Source organism: Streptomyces sp. NPDC049577 (assembly GCF_040675635.1).
Taxonomy (GTDB): domain Bacteria; phylum Actinomycetota; class Actinomycetes; order Streptomycetales; family Streptomycetaceae; genus Streptomyces.
In genome coordinates, this window is record NZ_JBFAPH010000131.1 from 1 (window position 1) to 16750 (window position 16750).

11 protein-coding genes and 1 pseudogene are annotated in these 16750 nt (G+C 74.5%); 5 read left to right on the forward strand and 7 right to left on the reverse strand.

The genetic code is table 11. The features are described 5' to 3' along the window. A partial coding sequence (locus AB0K09_RS16635) for an AMP-binding protein (RefSeq protein ID WP_366066094.1) occupies positions 1–823 on the forward strand: 823 nt, incomplete at its 5' end. A 66-nt stretch (positions 824–889) separates the two neighbouring features. Next, positions 890–3325, forward strand: coding sequence for a penicillin acylase family protein (locus tag AB0K09_RS16640; RefSeq protein ID WP_366066095.1), 2436 nt, complete (start codon positions 890–892; stop codon positions 3323–3325). 22 nt (positions 3326–3347) lie between these two features. Here the strand turns inward: AB0K09_RS16640 and AB0K09_RS16645 are convergent, their stop codons facing one another. The 3 genes and pseudogenes from AB0K09_RS16645 to AB0K09_RS16655 form a co-directional block, all read right to left on the reverse strand. Next, the gene (locus AB0K09_RS16645) at positions 3348–4901 is read right to left on the reverse strand and encodes an acyl-CoA synthetase (RefSeq protein ID WP_366066096.1); all 1554 of its coding nucleotides are present in this window, start codon (positions 4899–4901) and stop codon (positions 3348–3350) included. 128 nt (positions 4902–5029) lie between these two features. Next, positions 5030–6118: pseudogene (locus AB0K09_RS16650) on the reverse strand (nitronate monooxygenase); the annotation flags it as partial. An 86-nt stretch (positions 6119–6204) separates the two neighbouring features. Further along, entirely contained in the window at positions 6205–8487 is a 2283-nt protein-coding gene (locus AB0K09_RS16655) for a serine/threonine-protein kinase (protein ID WP_366066097.1), read from the reverse strand. Between the two features lie 136 nt (positions 8488–8623). On the opposite strand from AB0K09_RS16655, the gene AB0K09_RS16660 reads away from it, so the two are divergent. Next, positions 8624–8986: a trypco2 family protein gene (locus AB0K09_RS16660; RefSeq protein WP_366066098.1), complete on the forward strand. Its 363-nt coding sequence runs from the start codon at positions 8624–8626 to the stop codon at positions 8984–8986. A 38-nt stretch (positions 8987–9024) separates the two neighbouring features. Further along, positions 9025–12465 (forward strand): hypothetical protein, encoded by a 3441-nt coding sequence (locus AB0K09_RS16665; protein ID WP_366066099.1) that lies wholly within the window; start codon positions 9025–9027, stop codon positions 12463–12465. Between the two features lie 3 nt (positions 12466–12468). Here AB0K09_RS16665 and AB0K09_RS16670 read toward each other — a convergent pair whose 3' ends face one another. Further along, complete coding sequence (locus AB0K09_RS16670; RefSeq protein WP_366066100.1) at positions 12469–12870, reverse strand: DUF5997 family protein; 402 nt, start codon at positions 12868–12870, stop codon at positions 12469–12471. Between the two features lie 57 nt (positions 12871–12927). Between AB0K09_RS16670 and AB0K09_RS16675 the strand changes: the two genes are divergently transcribed. After that, positions 12928–13755: a LysR substrate-binding domain-containing protein gene (locus tag AB0K09_RS16675; protein ID WP_366066101.1), complete on the forward strand. Its 828-nt coding sequence runs from the start codon at positions 12928–12930 to the stop codon at positions 13753–13755. Between the two features lie 18 nt (positions 13756–13773). Here AB0K09_RS16675 and AB0K09_RS16680 read toward each other — a convergent pair whose 3' ends face one another. The 3 genes from AB0K09_RS16680 to AB0K09_RS16690 all read right to left on the reverse strand — a co-directional run. Next, entirely contained in the window at positions 13774–14961 is a 1188-nt protein-coding gene (locus AB0K09_RS16680; RefSeq protein WP_366066102.1) for an acyl-CoA dehydrogenase family protein, read from the reverse strand. Positions 14962–15113: 152 nt separating this feature from the next. Further along, positions 15114–15878: a phosphatase PAP2 family protein gene (locus AB0K09_RS16685; protein WP_366066103.1), complete on the reverse strand. Its 765-nt coding sequence runs from the start codon at positions 15876–15878 to the stop codon at positions 15114–15116. Between the two features lie 180 nt (positions 15879–16058). Then, the coding region (locus AB0K09_RS16690; protein ID WP_366066104.1) for a CapA family protein at positions 16059–16750 on the reverse strand (692 nt) is incomplete at its 5' end.

The window sequence follows — 16750 nt, forward strand, 5'->3', positions numbered from 1 at the left end:
CTCGGGCGGCATGACCGCGCGCCAGGTGCGGCTCATCCAGGACCTCCGCCCGGACGTCATCATGGTGACGCCCACCTACATGCTCACGCTGCTCGACGAGTTCGAACGGCAGGGCGTCGACCCCCGCGGCACCTCCCTGCGCGTCGGCGTCTTCGGCGCCGAGCCGTGGACGGAGGAGATGCGCCGGGAGATCGAGGAGCGCTTCGCGATCGACGCCGTCGACATCTACGGCCTGTCCGAGGTCATGGGCCCGGGCGTGGCGCAGGAGTGCGTGGACGCCAAGGGCGGGCTGCACATCTGGGAGGACCACTTCTATCCCGAGGTCGTCGACCCGGTCACCGGCGAGGTGCTGCCCGAGGGCGCGCACGGCGAGCTCGTGTTCACCTCGCTCACCAAGGAGGCGCTGCCCGTCGTCCGGTACCGGACCCGCGATCTGACCCGGCTGCTGCCCGGCACCGCCCGCGTCTTCCGGCGCATGGAGAAGATCACCGGCCGCTGCGACGACATGATCATCCTGCGGGGGGTGAACCTCTTCCCCGCGCAGATCGAGGAGATCGTGCTGTCCGTCCCCGGCGTCGCGCCCCACTTCCAGCTGCGCCTGACGCGCGAGGGACGGATGGACCACCTCACCGTGCGCGCCGAGGCCCGTCCTGCCGCGACGCCGGAGCAGCGCGCGGCGGCCGTCGGGGAGATCGCCCGGCGGGTCAAGGACGGGATCGGGGTGACGGTCGCGGTCGAGATCGTGGACCCGGAGACCCTGGAGCGCTCGGTGGGCAAGCTCAAGCGGATCGTCGACGAGCGGGGCCGCGGGCCCCGCGACTGAACCCCGGCCGCGCCGGATGCGTCACGTCAGGCGTCTGCTTTCTCCTGCGTTGCAAAGGAGTTCGACGTGCACAGACGTCATCACTTACGCGCGCTGGCCGTCGCCGGTCTCGCGCTGCTGACCGGCGCGTCCGCGCTGCCCGCCGCGGCCTCGCCGGCGTCCTCGCCGGACGGTGCGTACCGGGCGTCCGGCGGCGGTCTCTCGGCCGTCATCCGCTACACCGAGTACGGGATCCCGCACATCGTGGGCAAGGACTACGCCGGCCTGGGCTTCGGCGAGGGCTGGGCGCAGGCCGCCGACAACGTCTGCGAGCTGGCCAACGGCTTCGTCACGCTGCGCGGGGAGCGCTCGCTGGCCTTCGGCCCGGACGCGCCGGCGGATCCCGCGCTGTCCTCGGCGAGCAACAACCTCTCCAGCGACCTGTTCTTCCGCGGTCTGACCGAAACGAGGACCGTCGAGAAGCTCCTGGACACCCCCGCCCCGGCGGGGCCCGGTGGGCAGGCCAAGGAGCTGATGCGCGGCTGGGCCGCCGGCTACAACGCCTGGCTGCGGCAGAACCGCGTCACGGATCCCGCCTGCCGGGGCAAGGACTGGGTCCGCCCGGTGACCGCCCTCGACGTCGCGCGGCGCGTCCACGCCGTCGCGATGCTCGGCGGCGAGGGCCTGGCGGCCGACGGCATCACCGGCGCCCGCCCGCCGGCCGGGAAGGACGCCGCGGCACGGCCCCGGACCGGCCCGGGGACGCCGGACCCGGCGGCCGCCGCCCACGCGTTCCTGAACCGCGAGAACGCCGCGATGGGTTCCAACGCGGTCGCCTTCGCCGGCCCGGCCACCGCCGACGGCCGCGGCCTGCTCCTGGGCAATCCGCACTACCCCTGGTCGGGCGGCCGCCGCTTCTGGCAGTCCCAACTGACCATCCCCGGCGAGCTGAACGTCTCCGGGGCCTCCCTGCTCGGCCTCCCGATCACCTCCATCGGCCACAACGGCACCATGGCCTGGAGCCACACCGTCTCCACGGGCACGACGATGGCCGTCTACGAGCTGAAGCTGGCCCCCTCGGACCCGTACACCTATCTCGTGGACGGCAAGCCCGAGCGGATGACCGGCCGGACGGTCACGGTGACGGTGCGCGGCAAGGAAGGGAAGCCGGAGAAGGTCAGCCGCACGCAGTGGCGGACGCGCTTCGGCCCGGTGGTCGACGGGCTGGGCGAAGACCTGCCCCTGCCCTGGACGAGCACGTCGGCGTTCGTCCTGGTCGACCCGAACGCCGCCAACCTCCGGTTCATGGACGCCTCGCTGGGGCTGAGCAAGGCCCGCTCGGTGCGGGAGGCCCGGGGCGCCCTGGCGCGTGCCCAGGGCCTGCCCTGGGTCAACACGGTCGCCGCGGACGCGGGCGGGCACAGCCTCTACACACAGGCGCAGGTCCTGCCGCGCGTCACCGACGAGCTCGCGCGGCGCTGTTCGACCCCGGTGGGGCAAAAGACCTTCGCCGCCGAGGGCCTGGCCATCCTGGACGGCTCGCGCGGGAACTGCGCCCTGGGCACGGACACCGACGCCGCCCAGCCGGGGATCTTCGGTCCCTCGGCCATGCCGTCGCTGGTGGACGCCCCGTACGCCGAGAACTCCAACGACAGCCCCTGGCTGACCAACGCCGACCGGCCGCTGACCGGCTACCCGCGTATCTTCGGTGATGTGGCGACCCCGCGCTCGCTGCGCACGCGCGGGGCGATCGAGGACGTCTCCGCCATGGCCCGCAGGGGCGGGCTGACCGTGGACGACCTCCAGAAGCAGCAGTTCCGCAACCGCGTGCCCGCCGGCGACCTGGCGGCGGCCGACGCGGCGAAGGCGTGTGCCGCGCTGCCGGGCGGCACGGCCGTCGACGGCAAGGGCAGGACCGTGGACGTGTCGCAGGCCTGCCGCGTGCTGGCCCGCTGGGACCGGACCCTGACCACCGGCAGCAGGGGCGCCCTGCTCTTCGACCGCTTCTGGCGCGCCTTCACGGCCGACGGGAAGACGGGGGTCTGGCGGGTGCCGTTCGATCCCGCCGCGCCCGTCACCACGCCGAACACGCTGAACACCGCGAGCCCGGCCTTCGCCCGTTCCCTGGCCGACGCGGTCGCCGAGCTGCGCGCGGCGGGCATCGCCCTCGACGCGCCGTGGGGCGAGCACCAGTTCGTCACGCGCGGGGGCAGGCGCATCCCCGTCCCCGGCGGCGGACTGGGCGTGTGGAACATGATCGTCGCTCCGTGGGACGCCTCGCGCGGCGGGTACACCGACGTGGTGCACGGTTCCAGCTACATCCAGGCCGTGGGCTTCGACGGGAAGGGCTGCCCGGTGGCCCGTACGCTCCTGACGTACGGCCAGTCGCAGAATCCCGCCTCACCGCACTCCAGCGACCAGACCGAACTGTTCTCGGCCGGACGCATGGTCCGGGGCCGCTTCTGCGAGCAGGACATCCTCGCCTCGCCGGAGCTGAGGGTCGTGCGGGTGAGCGAGCACTGATCGCCCGGCCGGGGCGGCGGGCTCAGACGAGCCTGCCCTCCCGGCCCCGCCAGTACGGCTCCCGCAGATGGCGTTTGTACAGCTTGCCGTTGGGGTCGCGGGGCATGTCCGGGACGAAGTCGACGGAGCGCGGGCGCTTGTAGCCGGCGAGCCGGCCGGCGCAGTGGGCGAGGAGGTCGGCGGCGAGGGCCGGGCCGGGGACGTGGCCCTCGGCGGGCTCGACGACGGCCTTGACCTCCTCGCCCCAGTCGTCGTGCGGCACGCCGAAGACGGCGGCGTCGGCGACGGCGGGGTGGGCGAGGAGGGCGGACTCGACCTCGGCGGGGTAGATGTTGACGCCGCCCGAGATGATCAGGTCGATCTTGCGGTCGTGGAGGAAGAGGTAGCCGTCCTCGTCGAGGTGACCGAGGTCGCCGACCGTGAAGAAGTCCCCGACGCGGTTGCGGCGCGTCTTCTCGCCGTCCTTGTGGTAGGTGAAGCCCCCGGTGGTCATCCGCAGGTAGACGGTGCCGGTCTCGCCGGCGGGCAGCGGCCGGCCGTCGTCGTCCAGGACGGCGAGTTCGCTGATGGGCCAGGGCCGGCCGACCGTGCCGGGCCTGCGCAGCCACTCCCGGGCGGTGGCGTACGTGCCGCCGCCCTCGCTGGCCGCGTAGTACTCCTCGACGCACTCGCCCCACCAGTCGATCATCGCCCGCTTCACATGGTCCGGGCAGGGGGCGGCACCGTGGACGGCGTGGCGCATCGAGGAGACGTCGTACGCCCCACGGGTCTCCTCGGGCAGGGCGAGGAGCCGGCGGAACTGGGTGGGGACCATGTGGGTGTGGGTGCAGCGGTGGGTGTCGATGAGCCGCAGCATCTCCTCGGGCGTCCACTTGTCCATCACCACGAGCCGGTGGCCGAGGTGCAGCGACGCGGCCGCGAACTGCAGGACAGCGGTGTGGTAGAGCGGCGAGCAGACCAGGTGGACGTTGCCGTCGAACGGCTTGATGCCGAAGAAGCCGAGGAAGCCGCCGAGATGGCTCTGCTCGGGCGGGATGCCGGGCAGGGGGCGGCGGACGCCGCGCGGGCGGCCGGTGGTGCCGGACGTGTAGTTCATGACCCAGCCGAGGGTGCGGCCGTCGGGCGGCGTGCCGGGCCGGCCGTCGAGCAGTCCGGCGTACGGGCGGAAGCCGTCGATCTCCCCGACGGCGTAACGGGCATCCTGCGGCAGGCGCGCCTCGTCGGCGGCGGCCGCGACGGTGCCGGCCCAGCGCTCGTGGGCGATCAGCAGTCTCGCGCCGGAGTCGGCGAGGATCCAGGCGATCTCCGGGGCGAGCAGATGGTGATTGACGGGGACCAGATAGAAACCGGCCTGGGTGGCGGCGAGATGGGCGGTGAGGAACTCGGGGCCGTTGGGGAGGACGGTGGCGAAGGCGTCGCCCTCACGGAGGCCGGACGCCCGGAGGGCGTGGGTGAGGCGGTTGGCCGCGCCGTGCAGCTGACCTGCGGTCAGCTCTGCGCCGTCGGGGGTGACCAGGACCGTGCGGTCGGGGTCGGCCGTGGCCTGGGCCCAGAATCCGTTCGAGGTGTCCGTCATGGTGCGGCTCCAGAGGGCGGGGGTTCGGGTGCGGGCCCGGGGCCGGGTTGTGCCCACCCTTCCCCGTCGCCCGGACGGCACGGGGGCACCCCCGTCGCCCTGCGGCGCGACTGCCCGCAACCGGCCGTGAGCCCGCTCAGGCGCTGTACCGCCCGTTCGAAGCCCCGTGTCAGGTCGTCGACCACGGCCTGGACGCCGCGGACGGTGTTCATGCTGCCGACGATCTGGCCCACCGGGGTGCCCAGCAGGGGGATCGTCTCGTGCTTCTGGATGCGGGTGAGGGCCTCGGCGACCAGCAGGCCCTGGAGCGGCATGGGAAGGGGGCCGGGGCCGGTGGGGTCGTCCCAGGCGTCGGTCCAGGCGGTGCGCAGTTGTCGGGCGGGTTTGCCGGTGAGGGCGCGGGAGCGCACGGTGTCCCCCGAGCCGGCGGCGAGGAGCCTGCCGGTGAGGGCGCGTGAGGGCAGGGCGGCCTCCTCGGTGGTGAGCCAGATCGAGCCCAGCCAGACCCCTTGGGCGCCGAGGGCGAGCGCGGCGGCGATCTGCTCGCCGCTGCCGATGCCGCCGGCCGCGAGGACGGGCAGCGGGTCGACGGCGCGGACGACCTCCGGGGTGAGCACCATGGTGGCGATCTCGCCGGTGTGGCCGCCCGCCTCGTAGCCCTGGGCGACGACGATGTCGACGCCAGCGTTCTTGTGGCGGAGCGCGTGCCGGGCGCTGCCGGCCAGCGCGGCGACGGGGACGCCCCGGGCGTGGGCTCGGTCGACGACATCGGCGGGCGGTGGGCCGAGGGCGTTGGCGATCAGGGCGAGGGGGTAGTCGAAGGCGACGTCGAGCTGGCCGCGGGCGACGTTCTCCATCCAGCCGGTGATGCGCCATCCGGAGCGCTCGCCGGCCGCGAGTGGGGGGACGCCGTGCCGGGCCAGGGTCTCCTCGACGAACCGGCGGTGCCCGTCGGGGATCATCGCCTCGACATCGGCCTCGCCGGCGCCCCCGGCGCTGCGGGCGGGCATGACGACGTCGAGGCCGTACGGCCGGCCGTCGGTGTGTGCCTCCATCCAGTCGAGGTCGCGGGCGAGGTCGCCGGGGGCGGCGTAGCGTACGGCGCCCAGGACGCCGAGTCCGCCGGCCCGGCTGATGGCCGCGGCCACGGCGGGGAAGGGCGTGAAGCCGAAGAGGGAGTGCTCGATGCCCAGCCGCCGGCTCAGCTCGGTCCGCATGGGCGGCAGGATGCCGCAGCGCGGCGTACGGGGGAAGGCACGGAACCGATTTTCCTGACTAGTCGTCAGTTCCAGGTGGCCACGGTTCAGTGGTACTGGCGCTGGCCGCGGGTGGCCCGGACCTGGCGCAGGGCGGCGACCTGCCGGTAGAGCTCGACGGCCTCGGCGGAGCGGCCGAGCTGGTCCAGGCACTGGGCCTCGTCGTTGCGGCTGGCCAGCGCGTCGGGATGGTCGGCTCCCAGGACGCGCTGGCGGGCCTGGGCGACGTCGCGGTAGACGGCGAGGGCGTCGGTCCACCGGCCGAGCCAGCCCAGCCCGACCGCGACCTCGCGGCGGCTGACGAGCGTGTCGGGGTGGTCGGCGCCGAGCACCCGGGCCCGGATGGCGCACACGTCGCGGGCCTCGGCCAGGGCCTCCTCCCAGCGGCCGAGCCGGCCGAGGTTGACGCCGAGCCCGTGCCGGGCGCGCAGGGTGTCGGGATGGCCCGGGCCCTGCGCGCGGGTGCGGTCCTCGACGAGCTCGCGGTACAGCTCCAGGGCCTCGGCGCTGCGGCCGAGCCGGCCGAGGCAGATGCCGGCCTCGTAGCGGGCGGCGAGCGCGTCGGGGTCCAGCGGGCCGAGCACGCGGGCCCGGGCGGCGGCGACCTCCCGGTAGGTGTGCAGCGCCTCGCTCCAGCGGCCCAGCTGGCCGAGCGCGTAGGCGACCTCGTTGCGGCTGGCGAGGGTCTCCGGGTGCTCGGGCCCCAGCAGCCGGGCACGCGCGGCGGCCACCTCGAGCGCCATGCGGTACGACTCCTCGTACCGGCCGAGCCGGCCGAGGTTGTAGGCGAGGTTGTGGCGGCAGCGGAGGGTGTCGCAGTGGTCGGGGCCCATGGTGCGTTCGCGGGCGGCGAGCACGGCGACGTACTCCTGGTGGGCCTCGACGTGCCGGCCGAGCCGGCCGAGGACGTACGCGCTCTCCTGACGGGCCGCGAGGGTGTGCGGATGGTCGGGTCCGAGCCGGCGCTCGTGGCCCGCTCGGGTGCGTCCGAGTTCGCGCAGCGCCTCGGCGGGCCGGCCCAGGCGGCTGAGGGCGACGCCCAGTTCGTGACGGCTCGCGAGGGTGTCGGGGTGCGGCGCGCCCAGCAGCCGCTCGCGCTCGGCGACGACCTCGCGCAGCGTCTCGGCGGCCTCGCCCCAGCGGTCGAGGCGGGCCAGGCGCAGCGCCTCGCTGTGCCGTACGGCCAGTGCGGCCAGGGCCTCGGGGTCGGGCGGCGGAAGGTGGCCTCCGGTGCCGGGCGGCTCGTCGTCCGGGGCGTCGTCCCGGTCGAGGTCCACGCGCCAGGGCCGGGTCCACTCGCCGGTGAGGGCGGCGGCCGGGTCCGGGGGTGTGGCCGGGAAGGGGCCGGGGCCGGCGGCCTTGGAGCCGGTGGTCATGTTCCGCGCCCAGCCGGGCAGCCTGGGCGGGTCGGGCAGCGGGAGGTACGCCCGTACCGGCAGCGGGCGGAACTCCTCCGGCACCCGGGGCGGTGCCGGGTGCAGCGGGCGGATCCCGGCGAGGCGGCGCACGAACTCGGCGGCGTCCCCCGGCCGGTCGGCGGGGTCCTTGGCGAGCAGGTCGAGGACGACGCGCTCGAAGGCCTCCGGCAGTTCGGGCCGCAGCTCGCGCGGCGGGCGGGGCGCGGTGTCGCGGTGGCCGACGAGCACGGCCCAGGCGTCGTCCATGTCGAAGGGCGGTGCGCCGGTGGCGATCTCGTAGAGCACGCAGCCCAGGGAGTACAGGTCGCTGCGGTGGTCGACCTGACCCGCGCCGATCTGCTCGGGCGACATGTAGTGCGGGGTGCCCATGGCGATGCCCGTGCCGGTCAGCCGGCTGCTGAAGCCGATGTCGTGGCCGAGGCGGGCGATCCCGAAGTCGCAGATCTTCACGGTGCCGTCGGCGACCCGGACGATGTTGGCGGGCTTGAGGTCCCGGTGCACGATGCCCTGCCGGTGGGTGTAGGCGAGGGCCGCGCCGACCTGTTCGGCGATCTCCAGCACCTCGGGCACGGGCAGCGGGTGGTGCTTGTTGTCCTCCAGCAGCCGGCTCAGGTCCCGTCCGTCGAGCAGTTCCATGACGAGGTAGAGCACGCCCTCGTCCTCGCCGAAGTCGTGCACGACGGTGATCCCGCGGTGCTGGAGGGCGGCCGCGACGCGCGCCTCGCGACGGAACCGTTCGCGCAGCACCCGCAGGTAGGAGGGTTCGCGCCGGGGCCCCAGCGGTTTGAGGCACTTCACGGCCACGTGCCGGCCCAGCGACTCGTCGCGGGCTCGCCACACCTCGCCCATCCCGCCCCGCCCGATCAGGTCGAGCAGCAGGTACCGGCCCTGGATCAGCCTGGTGTCCGCCATGCCGTTCCGCCGCCCCCGTCGCGTTCGTGCCTCCCCCGGTGCCCTCAGTATGGCGGCCACCCAGGATGCCTTGTAAGGCCGTGACCGGGCACGGCCGCTGCCCTACCCTGGGGGGATCGAGCGACGGGGGGCAACGATGCCGAGCGAGGACGACCCGGCCGGGCGCGTGGAGCTGTCGGAGGCCATCGAGGCGTTGCGCGGCAGTCTGGAACGGGCCCGTGCCCAAGGGATGGGCCGCACCGTGCAGTTCACCGTGGAACCGGTGGAGTTGTCGGTGAAGGTGGCGCTCACCCGGGTGGGCAAGGGGACCGCCGGCATCCGCTGGAACCTGCTGACCCTGGGTGGCGAGAAGTCGCGGCAGAGCGAGTCCGTGCAGACCCTCACGCTCCGGCTGACCCCCGTCGTCACCGACGGGCACGGGCACGAGCTGCCGGAGGCCGACCAGCGGATCTCGGGAAGCCGCGGGACGCCGGGCGTCCCGGACCAGCCCCTGGGGTGACCCCGACGGGGTGAGGGGCTACGGGCACGGGGGCACGCATGAAGACGGGGACCGACCGGGTCGTGCTCGTCCGCTACCGGGCGCGCGACGGCGAGGAGCGGGCGGCGTCAGGATTCCTGCTGGCCGGCGACCGGGTCCTGACCGCCGACCACGTCGCCGTGGGCGGCGGGCACGAGGTGGAGGCGCTCGGGCGCCTCGTCCCCGTGCGGCGCGTGGTGCGCTCGGGGAGCCCGGAGGTCGATCTCGCCGTGCTGCTGCTCGCCACGCCGGTCACCCGGGTCGAACCCCTGCCCCTGGGCCGGGTCGACACCTCCGGGGTCGCGTGGGTCGCGGACTGTGCGGCGGTGGGCTTCCCCCAGTGGCGCAGGAACGGACCGGAGATCCGCTCGGCGCAGGTGCGGGGCAGAGTACCCACGGCCGAGGGGCTGGTCGCGCACGGCGACGGGCTCGGGCCCGGCACGCTGACCCTCGTCGGCGACCGGGATCCGGCCCCGCCCATCCCGCAGGGCGACCTGGACGGCGGGCCCCGGCCCTCGCCGTGGTCCGGGATGTCCGGGGCGGCCGTGCTCGCCGGGGTCGCGGCCGGCCGGCCCGTCCTCCTCGGCGTCGTCAGCGCCCACAACGCGGCCGCCGGTGGCCGGTCCCTGACCTTCACCCCGGTCTCCGCCGTCGAACTGCTCGCCGCCGGCGCGCGAGCGGCGATGCTCGCGGCGCTGGGGGCGCCGGAGGGGCTCGCCTACCAGCGGCTGCCGGACGGGCCGGACGACGACGCGGGACGGGTGGGCAGTCCGCTCGCCGAGCTGGATCCGGTGAAGGACCTGCACGTGCACGCGTGCGTCGTCGGCAGGGCGGCCGTGGACGGCCCCGCTCCCCTGCCGGCCTATCTCCACCGGCCGCACGACACCGAGCTGCGCCGCCGCGTGCGCGCCGCGGTCTGCGGGCCGCCCGACCTCATCGTGCTGGTGGCCGGTTCCATGACGGGCAAGACCCGGGCCGCCTACGAGGCCCTGCGCGCCGAGGTCCCCGCCGGCTGGCGGGTCTACGCGCCCGGCGACCCGCGGACGCTGTGCGCGGACGAGGCCGCAGGACGGATCGGACCGCGCACGGTGATCTGGCTCGACCACGCCGGCTGGTTCTTCACCACCAACGGCTCGCCCGAGGCCGTCGCCGCCCTGGAACGGTTGCTGCGCACGACGGGCGGCCCGCTGTTCGTCGTGGTCAGCATGTGGGACCAGCACTGGGAGCTGCTGGCGGGAGGCGAACAGCAGCTCTTCTCCCGGTCGTCCGGCCTCCTGCTGCGCTACGGGCACCTGCGCGTCGCCGAGAACTTCGACGCGGTCTCCGCGGAGCAGTGGGAGCCGGCCCTCCGGCACGGCACGGCCCTCCGCGAAGCGGTGGCGGCCAAGGGCAGGGGCGGGGAGATCGCCCAGTACCTGGGCGGCGCCTTCCGGCTCCTCGACCGCTACCGGGGAGCGCGGCCGGAGGCCCGGCGGGTGATCGACGCGGCGCTCGACTTCGCCGTCGTCGACACCCTGTTCGTGACGCGGGCGATGCTCGCCGAACTGGCGTCCCCGGGTGACGGTGCCCGGCCGGATCCCGGGATCGCCGACCTGCTCACCGAACTGGCGAGTGCCTCACCCGTGCCGCTGCTGCTGCCCGTCCCGGGTGACGACGACACCTTCCTGCTGGCCGACTACCTCGGGCAGCACGCCACCGACCTGCGGCCCGGTCCGCTGCGCCCGGAGGTCTGGGCGGTGATCGACCGGCACGTCAAGGGCACCGACCGCTGGCCGGCCGCCCTGGCCGCCTATATCCGGGGCCACACGCGGGTGGCGGCGATCCTGTGGTCCGACTACGGGCGGATCACCCTGAACGCGTACGCGGAGGAAAAGATCACGGCGGCGTACGGAGACCGCCCGCTGCCGTACCGGCGGCCTCCATGGCGGCCGGCGCGGCTGGAGCCGATCCCGGTGCTGACCCTGCTGATGAGCCTGACCGTGCCCGTCTGGACGCGGTTCTCCACGATTCCCGCCATGCTGGGCTTCGTCGCGCTGCTGTCGCTGATGCTGCTGGCGGACCACGCCGTTGCCCTGCGTCCCTCGTACCAGGCGACGCTCGGCAGACAGCCGGACGCGGCGGCCGAGTGCGCCCGCAGGGCGGAGCTGGCCGGCCGGTGGGGGCGGGCCCTGCGCTGGACCCGCCGCGAGCTGAGGATGCGGGAGGCGCCGCTGCGAAGGTTCATGGAACCCGGCGACGAGGACAACCCCTACCTGCGCCGCTTCTTCGAGGGCGCGCACCGCGCCCGGTGCGACCTGGCCCGCCGGCTGGAGGCGGTCGGCGCGATCGACGAGGCCGCCGCCGTCTTCCCGCCCGAGGCGGCCCAGGGGCTGCGCATCCCCACCACTGGCAACCTGCCCGTGCGCTCGGCCTGGACCCTCCAGAGCCCGCCCCTCGTCCTGCTCCGGGCGGGCCGCCCCGGCGACGCCGCCCGGTGGATGCGGTCGGTGGTGGACGCCGGGGACAGGTCCTGGGACCGGGGCAACCTCGGCGAACTCCTCCTGGAGGACGGGCGGATCGACGAGGCCCTGGACTGCCTGCGCGAGACGGACCACCCGGCAGGGGTCGTCCAGCCGGAGACGATGGACCTCCTGATCGACCACGGCCGGGTGCGGGAGGCCGCGGACCTGCTGCTGCGGGCCCTGGAATCCGGCTGCGAACGGCGCGCCGGGATCCTGACGATGGTGACGCGCGTGGCCGACGCCCTGGAGGAGGCCGCCCTCCACGACGATCTGATCACCCTGCTGCGGGCCGCGGCCGACGGCCCGCTCACGGTGCCCTACCGGCCCCGGCCGGAGCGCCTGCCCCTGCTCCGGCTGGGCCTGCTGTGGGCGAGCCGGGGGCAGGAGGGCGAGGCGGTCGCCCTCCACCGTCACCGGATGTGGGCCGCCGCGCGGGCGCTGAACAGTGGTGACAGCCGCTACGAGCATGCCGACCCCGACGAGGTGATGCGCGCCGAGAGCTTCGCGTTCGGCCTGCTGCTGGCCCGGCTGGGCCGACGGGAAGAGGCGGCGGACCTGCCGGACCTCACCGTGACCGATCTGCTGACCCTCAGCCTGTTCGCCGACCCCGACGCCGTGCCCGTCGCCGACATCCTCGCCCTTCCGTGGCCGGACGCCGTGCGGCTGCTGGAGGCGGCCGGGAGGAGCGAGGACGCCGTCACGCTCCTCCAGAGCCTGCTGCGCAGCCCCGGCGGCCCGGGCGGCCGCAAGGACCGGCACGTGTGGTACCTCAAGGGAGTGCTGGCCCGGGCCGGCCGGCTGGAGGAGTGCTACCGCGCCGAGTACTACGGCGTCGAGCCCGACGGCAGACCGTCCGAGCCCTGGCACTGGCGCTGCCGCGAGCCGTACCTGTTCACCGGGGCCCCGCTCCCGCCGCCGGGCGAGGTGCGGTACCGGAGCTGGGAGTTCCCCTGGAGCTGAGCGCTACGCCTTCTTCGCTGCGTTCCCGGTGTTCTCGGTGTTCTTCTCCTTGATGCGCACGGCTTCCTTGCGCACCTCGGCCTGGGTGGCGCGCTCCTTCCGGAGCCACTCGGGCGACTCCTGCTTCAGAGCGTCGATCTGCTCGGTGGTGAGGGGCTCGGTGATCCCGCCGCGCGCCAGGCCGGAGATGGACACGCCCAGCTTCGCCGCGACCACCGGACGGGGGTGCGGGCCGTTGCGGCGCAGCTCGCGCAGCCACTCGGGCGGGTCGGCCTGCAGGGCGGCCAGTTCGTCGCGGGAGACGACACCCTCCTGGAACTCTGCGGGGGTGGCCTCGAGGTACACACCCAGCTTCTTCGCCGCGGTGGCGGGCTTCATGGTCTGGGTGCTCTTGTGCGACGTCATGGCCCCAGGATATCGAGCGTGTGCGCTACCTCTGACCACGCCCGGTAATCTGGCCGGGTGACAGGCTCGGAAGCACCCCGTTCGTTTCGGCTCGCCTACGTCCCGGGCGTGACACCCGCCAAATGGGTGCGGATCTGGCAGGAGCGGCTGCCCGGCATCCCGCTGGAGCTCGTGGCGGTGTCCGCCGCCGAGGCGCCCGGCGTGCTGCGCCGCGGCGAGGCCGACGCGGGCTTCCTGCGGCTGCCCGTCGACGGGACGGATCTCAGCGCGATCCCGCTGTACACCGAGACGACGGTGGTCGTGGTCCCGAAGGACCACATCGTGGCGGCCGTGGAGGAGGTGTCCGCCGAGGAGCTGGCCGACGAGATCGTCTTCCATCCCCTCGACGACACCCTCGACTGGGAGCAGCCGCCCGGGCGGCCGGCCATCGAGCGCCCCGCCACGACGGCCGACGCCATCGAGCTGGTGGCGGCGGGCGTGGGAGTGCTCGTCGTGCCGCAGTCGCTGGCCCGCCTGCACCACCGCCGGGACCTCACGTACCGCCCGCTCACGGGCGTGCCGCAGTCGCGGGTCGCCCTGTCGTGGCCGGCGGAGGAGACCACCGACATGGTGGAGGACTTCATCGGCATCGTGCGCGGCCGGACGGTCAACAGCTCCCGGGGGCGTCGCCCCGCGGCCGCGCCGGAGCAGCCGAAGGAGAAGCGTCCGGACACCGGCGGTACGCGGCAAAAGCCCGCAGCGGGCCGGACGGCCGGCAAGACCGGCGGCAGGGCGACGGGCAGGACGGGCGGCAGGGCGGGGGGCAAGGCCCCGCGCGGCGCCTCCGGTGCCCCCAAGGGCGGCAAGGGCGGCGCCGGGCGCGGCAAGCCCCGCCGGAAGGGCTGAGACCGGGGCGCGGCCCGATCACCTTCGTACCCGGGGCATGCCCAGGCCTATCCAGGAGATGATCTCTCGCTGGATCTCGTTGTTGCCTCCGCCGAAGGTGAAGATCACGGCGCTGCGGTAGCCGCGTTCCAGCTCGCCGTGGAGCACGGCCCCCGCCGAGCCCTCCTTGAGGGGGCCGGCCGCGCCGAGGACCTCCATCAGCCAGGCGCAGGCGTCGCGGCGCGCCTCGGAGCCGTAGACCTTGACGGCGGAGGCGTCCTGCGGGGTGAGGACGCCCCGCTGGAGCGCGTCCACCATCTGCCAGTTCAGCAGCTTCATGGCGTCCAGCCGGACGTGCGTGCGGGCGAGGCGGCCGCGGACCCAGCCGAGGTCGATCACGCGGCGGCCGTCGGCCAGCTTGGTGGCGGCGGCCCAGTGGCGGACGTCGCGCAGCGCCCGGACGGCGGTGGCGCCGTGGGCGGCGAGGGTGACGCGTTCGTGATTGAGCTGGGTGGTGATCAGCCGCCAGCCCTGGTTCTCCTCGCCGACGCGGCGGGTGACCGGGACGCGGATGCCGTCGTAGTGGCTCGCGGTCGTGTCGTGGGAGGCGATGGTGTTGATGAGGGTGCAGGAGTAGCCCGGGTCGCTCGTCGGCACCAGGAGGATGGTGATGCCCCGGTGCGGCGGCACGCCCGGCTCGATCGGGCGGGTGCGCACCGCGAGCCAGACCCAGTCGGCGGTGTCGCCGTTGGTGGTCCAGATCTTCTGCCCGTCGACGACGTACTCGTCGCCGTCACGGACCGCGCGTGTGGTGAGGGAGGCGAGGTCGGTGCCGGCGCCGGGCTCGCTGTAGCCGATGGCGAAGTCGAGTTCCCCGGAGAGGATGCGGGGCAGGAAGTACGCCTTCTGCTCCTCGGTGCCGAACTGCATGAGCGTGGGCCCGACGGTGTTGAGGGCCATGAGCGGCAGCGGGACACCGGCCTGGGCGGCCTCGTCGAAGAAGATGAACTGCTCCATGGGCGTCCTGCCGCTGCCGCCGTACTCCTCGGGCCAGCCCACACCGAGGCGGCCGTCGCGTCCGAGGCGGCGGATGGTGGCGCGGTAGAAGCGCTTGCGTTCGGCGGGATCGGCGTGCCGGGCGTAGGCATTGTCGGGCACGAGCTCGGCGAAGTAGTCCCGCAGCTCGGCGCGGAACCGCTGCTGCTGCGGGGTGTACTGGAGATCCATGGCACCTCCGGTCGCCACGACGGGGCCGACACGGTAGGGCGCGGGGCGGCAATTCGGAAGGTCCGTACGCGAACGGCCGGCCCCGTCCCCCTGGGGCGGGGGCCGGAGCCGGCCGGAGTGCCGGAGCGCGGTGCGGGTCGTGCGGGTCGTCGTCAGCGGGCCGCGTGCCTGCGGTGCCTGCCGCCGCGCCCCGGGGCGGGGACGGGGGTGCCGGCGGGCCGGCCCTGCCCGGCCTCCATCTCGGCGAGCTCGCGCTCCAGGCCGAAGCGGTACAGCAGCGGGATCCGGTCCAGGCGCGGCAGCAGCCACGCGTGCCACACACCGGTGACGAAGAGGATCGCGGACGAGGCGATCAGGACCGAGCCGAAGGTGTCCGTCGGGTAGTGGGCGCCGATGTACATGCGCGAGAAGGCGACGAGCAGCACCGCGAGGACACCGCAGACGGCGACGGTGCCGCGGTGCCGGGAGTTGCGGAAGAGGAAGTACGCGGCGACGGCGGCGGCGACGGTGAACGCGGTGTGGCCGCTGGGGAAGCTGTTGGAGCCGATCTCGGGGTCGAGCGAGAACTGCCGTGGCGGCCGGGGACGGGCCACGATGGCCTTCGCGATCTGGGTGCTGTTCCACCCGACGGCCACCACGAGGAAGGTGGACAGCGCGGTCACCGGCCTGCGCCGTACGAACAGCAGCCAGCCGCTCCACACCGCGAGGATCAGCACGCCCGCGACCGGGGAGGCGCAGTAGCTCACGAGCTTCATGGCGGTGTTCAGCCAGCCGGTGCGCGTATGGGTCTGGATCGTGCGGTCCAGCTCCAGATCGTGCGGCTGGACCCACGACATGTGCACGGCGAGCATTCCGAGCGCGATCGCGGCCGCGAACAGCAGGATCGAGTTGCGCAACCAGTGGCGCACGTAGGGCATGGGTGGGGCGTCCTTCGGTTCGGTAGGGCGGCACCGGGGCGGCCGTACGCAGGTAGGTGACAAGTACATGCCGCACAGGTGTCCCCCGCGCGGCCGTACGACAAAAACTACACGCGCGGCGCGCCGGACCTCGGGCCGCCCGCCGGGCTAACGATCAAACCCCCGGCCGGTCACGCAGCGTCAACCCCACTCCACGCGCAGTCGGCCCCCGTGCTCGGTGACGGACGTGCCCAGGCCCGCGCAGGCGTGGGAGAAGCGGTGGCGGATCCACTCGCGCTCCGCGCCCCGGGCGGGCACGGTGCGGCAGTAGTCGAGGTGCAGCGGCAGGGCCTCCAGCCGCACGGGCCGGCAGTGCGCCGGGTCCGGACCGGACAGGGTGACCAGGAAGAGCAGCCCGAGGTCGTTGCGGAGCTCGGGGTCGATCGCATAGTCGTCGACGAAGTCACCCATGTCGTAGGCGACGCGGTCCGCGACGCCGTGGAAGACGTGTGCGGAGTGCCCGGCGATCCAGGTGGCCCCGGCCGCGAGCAGCTCCTCGGCCGCCCGGCGCACGTAGGCCGGCGGGCGGGCGGTCATGTTCGGGCCCCAGTGCGGGGTGACCAGCACCGCGTCGGCCGCGTCGGCCGCCCGCGCCACCAGGGCGGTCAGCCAGTCGGGCACGCCGTTGCGCAGTTCGGCCAGGGCCACTCCGGGGCGGCCGGGGCCCGCGGCGAAGTCGTCCGGGTGGTCGGTGACGCCGACGACGGCGAGCCGGACGCCGCCCGCCCGCAGGACGGCGAACTCCCGCGCCGCCTCGGCGTCCGGCCCGGCGCCCACGGCCCGGACGCCGGCCTGCTCCAGCAGGGCCCGGGTGTCCGCGAGGGCGTCGTAGC

Bases quoted from the DNA above. Each gene is read 5' to 3' on its own strand.
- AB0K09_RS16645 (WP_366066096.1), bottom strand. From the start codon at position 4,901: ATGACGGACACCTCGAACGGATTCTGGGCCCAGGCCACGGCCGACCCC.
- AB0K09_RS16655 (WP_366066097.1), bottom strand. From the start codon at position 8,487: ATGGCGGACACCAGGCTGATCCAGGGCCGGTACCTGCTGCTCGACCTG.
- AB0K09_RS16660 (WP_366066098.1), top strand. From the start codon at position 8,624: ATGCCGAGCGAGGACGACCCGGCCGGGCGCGTGGAGCTGTCGGAGGCC.
- AB0K09_RS16665 (WP_366066099.1), top strand. From the start codon at position 9,025: ATGAAGACGGGGACCGACCGGGTCGTGCTCGTCCGCTACCGGGCGCGC.
- AB0K09_RS16670 (WP_366066100.1), bottom strand. From the start codon at position 12,870: ATGACGTCGCACAAGAGCACCCAGACCATGAAGCCCGCCACCGCGGCG.
- AB0K09_RS16680 (WP_366066102.1), bottom strand. From the start codon at position 14,961: ATGGATCTCCAGTACACCCCGCAGCAGCAGCGGTTCCGCGCCGAGCTG.
- AB0K09_RS16685 (WP_366066103.1), bottom strand. From the start codon at position 15,878: ATGCCCTACGTGCGCCACTGGTTGCGCAACTCGATCCTGCTGTTCGCG.